The sequence below is a fragment of the Halorubrum sp. SD41 genome (genome assembly GCF_058630335.1).
The window spans coordinates 38,310-47,403 of the sequence record NZ_JBZVGZ010000024.1; the positions used below are offsets into that span (position 1 = coordinate 38,310).

Annotated in this window: 10 protein-coding genes; 4 read left to right on the forward strand and 6 right to left on the reverse strand. The window is 68.9% G+C overall.

The window, feature by feature from the left end; genetic code table 11:
• Nucleotides 1-90: 90 nt before the first annotated feature.
• Complete coding sequence (locus AC4NMM_RS12065; protein ID WP_096395106.1) at nucleotides 91-1,266, forward strand: NAD-binding protein; 1,176 nt, start codon at nucleotides 91-93, stop codon at nucleotides 1,264-1,266.
• A 51-nt stretch (nucleotides 1,267-1,317) separates the two neighbouring features.
• On the opposite strand, the gene AC4NMM_RS12070 is transcribed toward AC4NMM_RS12065, so the two are convergent.
• The 6 genes from AC4NMM_RS12070 to sdhC all read right to left on the reverse strand — a co-directional run bounded on the left by AC4NMM_RS12070 (nucleotide 1,318) and on the right by sdhC (nucleotide 6,129).
• Nucleotides 1,318-1,953 (reverse strand): uracil-DNA glycosylase, encoded by a 636-nt coding sequence (locus tag AC4NMM_RS12070; protein WP_491924361.1) that lies wholly within the window; start codon nucleotides 1,951-1,953, stop codon nucleotides 1,318-1,320.
• An 84-nt stretch (nucleotides 1,954-2,037) separates the two neighbouring features.
• Nucleotides 2,038-2,265 (reverse strand): TrmB family transcriptional regulator, encoded by a 228-nt coding sequence (locus tag AC4NMM_RS12075; protein ID WP_096395108.1) that lies wholly within the window; start codon nucleotides 2,263-2,265, stop codon nucleotides 2,038-2,040.
• A gap of 290 nt (nucleotides 2,266-2,555) precedes the next feature.
• Nucleotides 2,556-4,385 (reverse strand): FAD-binding protein, encoded by a 1,830-nt coding sequence (locus AC4NMM_RS12080; RefSeq protein ID WP_491924362.1) that lies wholly within the window; start codon nucleotides 4,383-4,385, stop codon nucleotides 2,556-2,558.
• A gap of 53 nt (nucleotides 4,386-4,438) precedes the next feature.
• Nucleotides 4,439-5,323, reverse strand: a complete 885-nt coding sequence (locus AC4NMM_RS12085) for a succinate dehydrogenase/fumarate reductase iron-sulfur subunit (protein ID WP_096395116.1) — start codon at nucleotides 5,321-5,323, stop codon at nucleotides 4,439-4,441.
• Nucleotides 5,324-5,330: 7 nt separating this feature from the next.
• Complete coding sequence (locus AC4NMM_RS12090) at nucleotides 5,331-5,702, reverse strand: succinate dehydrogenase hydrophobic membrane anchor subunit (RefSeq protein WP_096395118.1); 372 nt, start codon at nucleotides 5,700-5,702, stop codon at nucleotides 5,331-5,333.
• A gap of 1 nt (nucleotide 5,703) precedes the next feature.
• Nucleotides 5,704-6,129, reverse strand: coding sequence for a succinate dehydrogenase, cytochrome b556 subunit (gene sdhC / locus AC4NMM_RS12095; protein ID WP_491924363.1), 426 nt, complete (start codon nucleotides 6,127-6,129; stop codon nucleotides 5,704-5,706).
• A 226-nt stretch (nucleotides 6,130-6,355) separates the two neighbouring features.
• Between sdhC and AC4NMM_RS12100 the strand changes: the two genes are divergently transcribed.
• The 3 genes from AC4NMM_RS12100 to AC4NMM_RS12110 all read left to right on the forward strand — a co-directional run bounded on the left by AC4NMM_RS12100 (nucleotide 6,356) and on the right by AC4NMM_RS12110 (nucleotide 8,833).
• A complete protein-coding gene (locus AC4NMM_RS12100) occupies nucleotides 6,356-6,550 on the forward strand; it encodes a cold-shock protein (RefSeq protein WP_004596869.1) in 195 nt (64 codons plus the stop codon).
• A 169-nt stretch (nucleotides 6,551-6,719) separates the two neighbouring features.
• Entirely contained in the window at nucleotides 6,720-7,460 is a 741-nt protein-coding gene (locus AC4NMM_RS12105) for a TetR/AcrR family transcriptional regulator (protein ID WP_096395122.1), read from the forward strand.
• Entirely contained in the window at nucleotides 7,457-8,833 is a 1,377-nt protein-coding gene (locus AC4NMM_RS12110) for an MFS transporter (protein ID WP_491924364.1), read from the forward strand. The genes AC4NMM_RS12105 and AC4NMM_RS12110 overlap by 4 nt, the downstream gene beginning before the upstream one ends.
• Nucleotides 8,834-9,094: the final 261 nt, after the last annotated feature.

Genomic DNA, 9,094 nt, shown 5'->3' on the forward strand with positions numbered 1-9,094 from the left:
CGGCGCGGTGGTCGCGGCGCCGACGCCGTGGAGGACGCCGGACTCGCTCGCCCTCGCGGGGTTTAAGTTCGGTCTCGGCGACGCGGGGGTATGGAGCTGACCCGGGACTGGGTGACCGTCCGAGCGTCGATCCTGTTGACGTTCGCGGTCGCGGTGCTGTCGATCCTCGCCGGGCTCGCCCAGATCGGCGGGCTCGGCGTCTCCGGGCCGCTCGCCCCGCTGGTCCCCGACTTCGTCCGACAGACCGTCGGGTTCACGGGGACGATCACGGGGTTCTCGATGCTCGGGAGCGGCTTCGCGCTGAAGAACGGCTACCGCGTCGGCTGGTACTCCACGGCGGTGTTGCTCCCGCTGACCGCGATTCAGGGGCTGATGCAGGCGTCGGTCCTCTCGTTTCCGCTGGTGGCGCTGTCCGTCCTGTCGCTGCCCGCCCTCCTCTACAACCGCGGGCGGTTCGACCGGAAATTCTCCCCGTCGCCGACCCAGCTCGCCGCGGGCGCGGCGCTCGTGACCGCCCTCTCGTACGGGACGGTCGGCACGTACGCGCTCCGCGACCAGTTCAGGGACGTCGAAACGATCGTCGACGCGTTCTACTTCACCGTCGTCACCGCCTCCACGGTCGGCTACGGGGACATCACCCCGGAGGCCGGCGCCGCCGCCGACATCGCGCAGCTGTTCGTGCTCTCCTCGCTCGTGATGAACGTCGCCGCCTTCGCGGTGGCGCTCGGGGTCCTCCTCACGCCCGCCATCGAGGCGCAGCTCTCCAAGGCGCTCGGAAAGATGACAGACAGACAGATCGACCTCCTCGACGACCACGTCCTCGTCTTAGGCTACGGGGACCTGACGGAACCGATTCTCGAAGAGCTCGCCGCCCGCGAGGGCGTCGAGTACGCCGTCGTGACGCCCGACGAGACCGCCGCGAGGCGGCTCGCGGAGCGCGACATCCCGGTGTTCACGGCGGACCCCAGCGACGTCGACCCGCTCGAACGGGTGAACCTCGACGGCGCCCGCGCGGTCGTCGCCGCGACCGAGGACGACGCGCGCGACGCGCTCGCCATCCTCACCGCCCGCCAGCTCAACCCGGACGTGCGGATCGTCGCGGCGGTGACCCAGCGAGAGAACGTCGACAAGCTCCGCCGCGCCGGCGCCGATCAGGTGATCTCGCCGTCGACGCTCGGCGGGCACATCCTCGTCGACTGCGCGTTCGGCGCCGACAGCAAGGAGGCGACCGAGGGAATCTTAGACGACGTCGACCTCGACGACTGAACGACGACGGCGCGTCGACCGGCCGCAACGCGCCACCCTGCCGCCGACCGCTCAGCGGCTCTGCCGTCCCTTCGTCTGCCGGTAGTCGCGGCTCAACACGTTCTCGCGCATGTGATCGCGGAAGGCGTCGGCCTCGTCGTCGCTCATCTCCGCCGGCTCCTTCATCGGCACCAGCTCGAACCCGCGCCCGCGGATCGTCGTCGCGTGTTCGGCGTCGACGTCGAAGGAGTCCGGCCGGCGCGTCGTGTACTCGACGGCCAGCTCGCGGAGGGGCCGCTCGCCGACCGGGACGATGATCTGCGGGTTTATCATCCGGATCTCCGCGTTGAGGAACGGCTCGCAGGTGTCGACCTCCCGGTCCGTCGGGTCGCGGTCCGGGTGTCGACACCGCGTCAGGTTCGTGAAAAAGATGTTCTGGACGTCCGGCTCCGCGGCGTCCGGTTCCGAGTGGACGAAGCCGAGGTCACCGAATATCGACTGGACGCGCTCGCCGCCCCCCTCGCCGGTAAAGGGGACGCCGTTGCGCTCGGCGGCCGCCGTCGGCGCCGTCCCGACCACGAGGAACTCGGCGCCGACGTCGCCGTAGCCGTGGACGACGCGGTCGCGGGCGCCGCACAGCTCGTCGCAGTTCTCGCAGTCGGTGTCCATCGCGAACGGGTTCTCGAACTCCGTCTGGTTCGCGTCCACGGTCGGAGTGGGCGCTGTGGGCCCCTAAACGCTCCGGCGCGAGGCGGGTCTCCCCGCCGACCCCGCGTCGAGAAAACGGCCGCGTCAGTTCGGCACGTAACAGTCGCCGTCGCAGTCGACGAGCCCCTCGCTCCGGAGGGTCTTCAGGATGCTGTACAGGGAGAGTTTCTTCATCCCGAGCGACTCGCCCATCTCCGAGACCGTGGCGTCGCCGTTCGTGGTCAGGTAGAGGTACACGAGCTTGGCGCGGGGCGACTGGAGCTCCCGGGGGAGCGCCGGGGCCGTCGCGGACGCGGTTTCGGCTTCTAACATCTTGTCCGATCCGTTGAGTTCGACGATAATAAACCCCCATTTCAACAATCGTCGAAACTCTAGAAGGCGCTCGAAAGCGCTTGCCTCCGGCGAAAACGGCACATCCGAACGAAGCACGTCGATCGACGAACGCTCAATCGACGAATATCGACGCCAGATTTCGATCGTCGACGGATAGCAAACCGTGAACGATCCGGATCGATCGGGCGAGGCGCGGGGGTCCGCGACGGCGCCCGGCGAGGTCCGCGCGGGACCCCCGCGTCGCGAGCGGCCGAACGTCGGCGGCCGGCTCAGTACGAGCGGCTCTTCGGTTCGTACGTCTTGTTCTCGCCCTCGAGGACGACCGGCTTGTACCACAGCTCCGGCTCGCCGTCGTTCCACGAGATGAGCGTGTGCTTCAGCCAGTCCTCGTCTTTGCGCTCCTGGTGTTCCTTGCGCCAGTGGGCGCCTCGGAACTCCTCGCGGGCGAGCGCGCCCATCGTGAGCGCCTCGGCGATGTCGAGGATGTTCCGCGTCTCGATCGTGTGGATGAGGTCGGTGTTGAACGTCCGCGACGGGTCCGACACCGCGACGTCCTTGTACGCCTCGCGGGCCTCGCGGAGGTCTTCGAGCGTCTCCTCCAGCCGGCCCTCCTCGCGGAACACGTTGACGTTCGCCGTCATCGTCTCCTGGACCGCGGAGCGGATCTCCGCGTGGTTGCGGCCCTTCCGCGAGAGCAGTTCGTCGACGCGCTCCTGCGCCCGGTCGACGGCGCCCCCGACGACGCTCTCGGCGTCGGTCGCCACCGCGCCGCCGTCGGCCGCGGCGGGGTCCGAGCCGTCCGTCTCGCCGACCTCGACGCCGAACTCGTAGTCGGCCGGCTCCCAGTCGCTGGACCGGCCGGTCGTGACCTCGGCCTCGCCCATCTCCTCGCCGGCGGCGTGGCGCCCGGCGCGCTTGCCGAAGACGATGAGCTCCGGGAGCGCGTTCCCGCCGAGGCGGTTCGCGCCGTGGACGGAGGCGCAGGCGCACTCGCCGGCGGCGTACAGCCCGTCGATGACGGTCTCGCCGAACTCGTTCGTCTCGATGCCGCCCATCGCGTAGTGCTGGCCGGGCTTGACCGGCATCGGCTCCGTGAGCCCGTCGGCGCCCTCGAAGTCCTCCGCGAGGTGGAGGATGTTCTCCAGCCGGTCGAGGATGCGCTCCTCGCCGAGGTGGCGCATGTCGAGGTGGACGTACTCGTCTTCGATGCCGCGCCCCTCGTTGACCTCGGTGAGTTCGGCGCGGGAGACGACGTCGCGGGAGGCGAGCTCGCCGTCGTTGTTCGCGTAGCCGTGTTCGAACATGAACCGCTCGCCGTCCTCGTTGTAGAGGATTCCGCCCTCGCCGCGGACGCCCTCGGAGATGAGGACGCCGGTCGACGGCAGCGTCGTCGGGTGGAACTGGATGAACTCCATGTCCTCCATCGGGACGCCCGCGCGGTACGCCATCGCGACGCCGTCGCCGGTGTTCGCCACCGCGTTGGTGGTGTGGTCGAACACCTGCCCCATCCCGCCGGTCGCGAGGATGACGCCGTCCCTGGCGCGGAAGCCGCTAATTTCGCCGCTCTGGATGTCGTACCCGACCACGCCGTGGCAGGTCCGCTCCGCGGGGTCGTCCTCGTCGGTGACGGCCAGATCCATCACGTGCCACTCGTCGTACACCGTGATTCCCCGTTTGACCACCTGCTCGTACATCGTGTGGAGCATCTGGTGGCCGGTCTCGGCGCCCGCGTACGTCGTTCGCGGGAAGGATAGGCCGCCGAACGGCCGCTGAGAGACGCGCCCGTCGTCCTCGCGGGAGAACGGCATCCCCCAGTGTTCGAGGCGGATGACCTCCTCGGGGCTCTCCTGACAGAGCGCCTCGACCGCCGGCGCGTCGCCGAGGTAGTCGGACCCCTTCATCGTGTCGTACGCGTGGTCCTCCCAGGAGTCGGCGTCGCGCAGCGCCGCGTTGATCCCGCCCTCCGCCGCGCCCGTGTGCGACCGGACGGGGTGGAGCTTCGACACCATCGCCACGTCCGCGCCCGCTTCCTGTGCCGCGATCGCCGCCCGGAGTCCCGCCCCGCCGGCCCCGACGACGACGACGTCGTGTTCGTGCATTGTTGGTATGTAATCTCGTAGGTTCCGGAGTTCCTTGATACTGTCTGTCGGAATTACCAGAATTTCAGGTTGTTTTTGACCGCCTCGCGCTTCAGCTCCTGGATGTGCTCGGTAAGGGGGATGTCCTTCGGGCACACCTCCGTACAGGAGAACTGCGTCTGACACCGCCAGACGCCGTGTTCCTGCTCGATGATCTCCAGGCGCTTCTGTTTCATCTCCTCGCCCTCGCGCTCGTCCATCGCGAACCGGTACGCCTTGTTGATCGCGGCCGGCCCGAGGTACTCGTTGTCGCCCGCGGCGATGTTGCACGAGGACATGCACGCGCCACACCAGATACAGCGCGTGGACATCTTGATCTTCTCGCGGTTCTCCCGGTCCTGGCGCTGCTCTTCGAGCTCGCCGTCCGGGTACTCGTCCGTCTGGAAGTACGGCTCGACGGCCTCCATCTGCTCGTAGAAGTGCTCCATGTCGACGACGAGGTCCTTCGTCACCTCGGCGTGCGGGAGCGGCTCGACGCGGACCGGCTCCTCGAGGTCCGAGATCTGCGTCTTACACGCCAGCTTCTGGCCGCCGTTGACGAACATCGCGTCGGAGCCGCAGACGGCCTGCCGGCAGGAGTGCCGGAACGTGAGCGAGGAGTCGTACGTGTCGCGCGCGTACATCAGCGCGTCGAGGACGGTCATCCCCTTGGTGAACGGGACGTGGAACGTGTCGAACCGCGGCTCCTGTTTCCCCTCCACCTGCGGGTCGTAGCGGAACACCTTCAGCTCGATCGTGTCCTCGTCGGCGGCCGCCTTCTCGGCCTCCTCCGCCTGTCGCTGCTCGCGGCGCTCGGCCGCGCGGCGCCGCTTCTCCGCGCGGCGCTCGTCGCCCTTCGAGGCGGGCTCCGTCTCGGTCTCGGTCGATTCCTCGGTCTGTTTCGGAATTTGCGTGCTCATGGTCGGTTCAGTAGAGTCCGATGCCCGCCCACGCGTTCGCGGTGCGGATTCCCTGCGCGATCAGCACGACGCTCGCGGCGACGAGCGTCCACTTGATCACGGTGCGTTTCGTGCCGGTGAGCCCCTGGTTCACCAAGGCGTTGTAGACGCCGTTGACCCCGTGGAACGTCGCGGTCACGAGGAAGAGGATCATCAGCGAGTAGTAGCTCAGCTGCTCCATCCGGGCGGAGCTGGCGAGGAACGACACCTCGTCGGCGTGGTGGACGAAGTGGAGCAGGAAGAAGTGGAACGCCAACACGACTAAGAGGAAGACCGCCGTGACCCGCTGGAGGAACCACATCCGGCCGCCCGACTTGAACGAGGAGTAGCGCTCGGCCATCTCAGAACGCCCCCGCGATGAACGTCGGCACCGACGCGACGGTGATCGCTCCGGTTAAGATTAGCGACGCGTAGAAGCTTTTGTCCTGTGCGTCCAGCCCGATCCCGAGGTCGGTGAGGAGGAGTCGGGTCCCGTTGAGCATGTGGAACACCGCCACCGCGAGCAGGCCGACCTCCAGGAGCCGCACGAGCAGCAGCCCCTCCAAGGAGACGATCGTCTGCGTGTACACGTCGGTGCCCGCGTTGATGGCCGCCGCGCTTTCGCCCGCCGCCGGAATCCCCGTACTCAACACGGCGATGTGCGTGAACAGGTACCCGATGAGCACCCATCCCGTGAACTTGTGGAAGATCCACGCCCACATCCCCGCCTCGAACTCCCGCCAGCGGCCGAAGTCCTCGATGAGGCCTCGATTGTACGACTGACTCATACCTAACGGTTCTGAACCGGGGTCGTATAGTAGTTACTAACACGGCGTTGCTCGCTCCGGCGTCCCGGAACTCGGCGGCCTCTCGCGGGCGAGGTGGGCACCCCCGAGCAGAGCCCATTCGACTGCCGTTTTCGTGCGACTGCGACGCCGTTTCCATGCGACGCCGTTCCACGCCGCGGGCCGTCGCGGAAGCCTTATATGTTCCACTCCCGCTTTTACGGTCGCAATGGCGAAAGGCGAAGTTGACTTCTTCAACGACACTGGCGGCTACGGTTTCATCTCGACTGACGACGCGGACGAAGACGTGTTCTTCCACATGGAGGACGTCGGCGGCCCGGACCTCGAAGAGGGTCAGGAAGTCGAGTTCGACATCGAGGAGGCGGACAAGGGTCCGCGCGCGTCGAACGTCACCCGTCTGTAAGTCGGCGACACCCGAGGCGAATCGGCTTTTCGACTGTTCTCGTCCCCCGAGCGGCGGCGCCGGAGCGCGTTCCGCCGCGAGCGACGGGCCGCGTCGGCGGCGATCTGACTCGCCGCCGGACGCTCCCGACCGATAGGGATTTACCGCTCGCTGACTGACCGGTCAGTCAATGAGCGACTCGCCGAGCGCGGCAGCGGAGATAATGGACGGGGTGTACAGCGCCCTCCGCGCTCACGGCTACGCCGACCTGACGATGCAGGACATCGCCGACGAGTGTTCGAAGAGCAAGTCGCTGCTCCACTACCACTACGACACGAAGGAGGACCTGCTCGTCGCCTTCTTGGAGTACATCATCTCCGACTCCGAGGAGCGGATCGCGGCCCGCGCCGACGACCCGCCCGTCGACCGGTTGGTCCAGTTCGTCGGGTGGTTCGTCTTCGCGCCCGACGAGGCAGACCGCGAGGCGTTCCACATCGCCCTGCTGGAGCTGCGCACGCAGGGGCCGTTCAACGAGCGGATCCGCGAGCAACTGGCGCGCAGCGACCGGCTGCTCCGGGGGACCGTCGCCGACATCCTCGCGGACGGCATCGAGGCCGGCGTCTTCCGCGACGTCGACGTCGAGGAGACGGCGGCCCTGCTCGTGGCCACCCTCGACGGCGCGCGGACGCGGCAGATCACGCTCGCCGGCGCGGAGCGCGACGCCGAGGGCGACGGCTACACCCGAGAGGTCGCGGAGGCGGCGCTCCGGCGGATCGTCGGGCCGCTGCTCGCGGAGGGGGTCGAACTACCGCCGCTCGACGAGGCTATCGAGGCGCTCCGGCGCACCCCCGACGACTCTGACGGTGACGACGACCCCGACGGTTCGGACGACGACCCTGAGGCCGACGGGCCCGCGGGCGACCGCGAATGACCCGCTTCGGGTTCGAGCGGCCGCCGCCGGTCCTGCTCGCGGTGATCGCGAGCACCTTCTTCGTCGGCTTCGGCGGCGGCGTCGTCTTCCCAATCTTACCGAACCTCGGCGCGGTTCTCGGCATCTCGGCGTTCGTGGTCGGCGCGATCCTCTCAGCGAACCGGTGGGTGCGGCTCGTCGCGAACGCGCCGGCCGGCGCCCTCGTCGACCGGTACGGGACGCGGACGCCGTTCGTCGTCGGCCTGTTCGTCGAGGGGGTCGCCACGCTCGGCTACGTCGTCGCGCTCGCGATGCCGCCCGCCGAGTCGCTCCGCCCGCTCGCGGCCTCGCTGCCGACGGTCGCGGCCGGTCCCTTGGTCGTCGGCCCCGAGGAGTGGTTCGGTCCGATCGGGGTCGCCGTCGCGCCCGAGACGTGGTTCCTGCTCGCGCGGGTCCTCTGGGGGCTCGGCTCCGCGGCCGTGTTCGCGACCGCCTACACCATCGCCGCCGACCTCTCGGACAGCGGCTCGCGCGGGACGAACATGGGGATCGTCCGCGGCGGGATCACGATGGGGTTCCCGGCCGGCCTCGTGCTCGGCGGGATCGTCTCCGCGCTCGCGGGCAACGTCGCCGCGTTCACCGTCGCCGCCGCGTTCGCGCTCACGGCCAGCGTGGTCGCCTACCGGTACGTCCCGGAGACACACGTCACGACCGACCGCTCCGACGACTCGATCAGGCCGTGGGAGGTCGACACCGCGGTCCCCGCCGTGACGGTCGGCTTAGTCAACTTCGGGCTGATGTTCGCGTACATCGGTGCGCTCTTTTCCACGCTCGTTTTGTTCCTCGGCGCCGAGGACATCTCGCTGTTCGGCCTCGCCCCGCAGGGCACCTCCGGGCTGTTCATGGCCGGCACGGTCGTCTCGGCCGCGTTCTTCATGCTCGTCGGCGGGCGGGTCTCCGACACCCGTGACTCCCGGACGCCGATCCTGCTGGCGTTCCTCGTCGTCTCGTTCGTCGGGTTCCTGCTGCTCGCCCGGGCCGGGTCGGTCCTCTCTTTGGGCCTCGCCTGCGTCTTCATCGGCGCCGGACAGGGCGGGACGAGCGGCCCGATGATGGCCCTGCTCGCGGACCTGACCCCCGACGAGCGGATGGGGCGCGCTTCGGGGACGAACAACGTCCTCGGCGACGTGGGCGGCGGCCTCGGCCCGATGGTGTCGCTCCCCCTGATCGAGGCGGTCGGGTTCACTCCCATCTACGCCGCCTGCGCGGCCCTCCCGCTGCTCGCCGGAGGCGCCCTCCTCCTCGGCGTCCGCCGGGAGACCGGGACGTTCCTCCCCGGCCGCGTCGCGGACGAGACGGGTTCGAGCGACCCGTCGAGCGTGGTCGACTCGTAGTCGAGGGTGCCTTCGACCAGCGTAGCTACGGTTTATAAATGAACGAGGCGGTGGCGCGTGCCTGCGAGCGGCCCTTGGCCGCGAGCAGCACGCGCGAGGGAGTCGGCCGACCGGAGGGAGGCCGACGAGGCTGGGGAGGTGTGAGGTGCGGTTGCGGTGCTGTGCGGGGTGGGACTCAAAGGGGCAGCCGCGAGGCGGGCGCACGCTCGCTGCGGTCCTCAGTCGCTCGTTTCACTCGCTCCTTGCGGTCCTTGCGTCGCC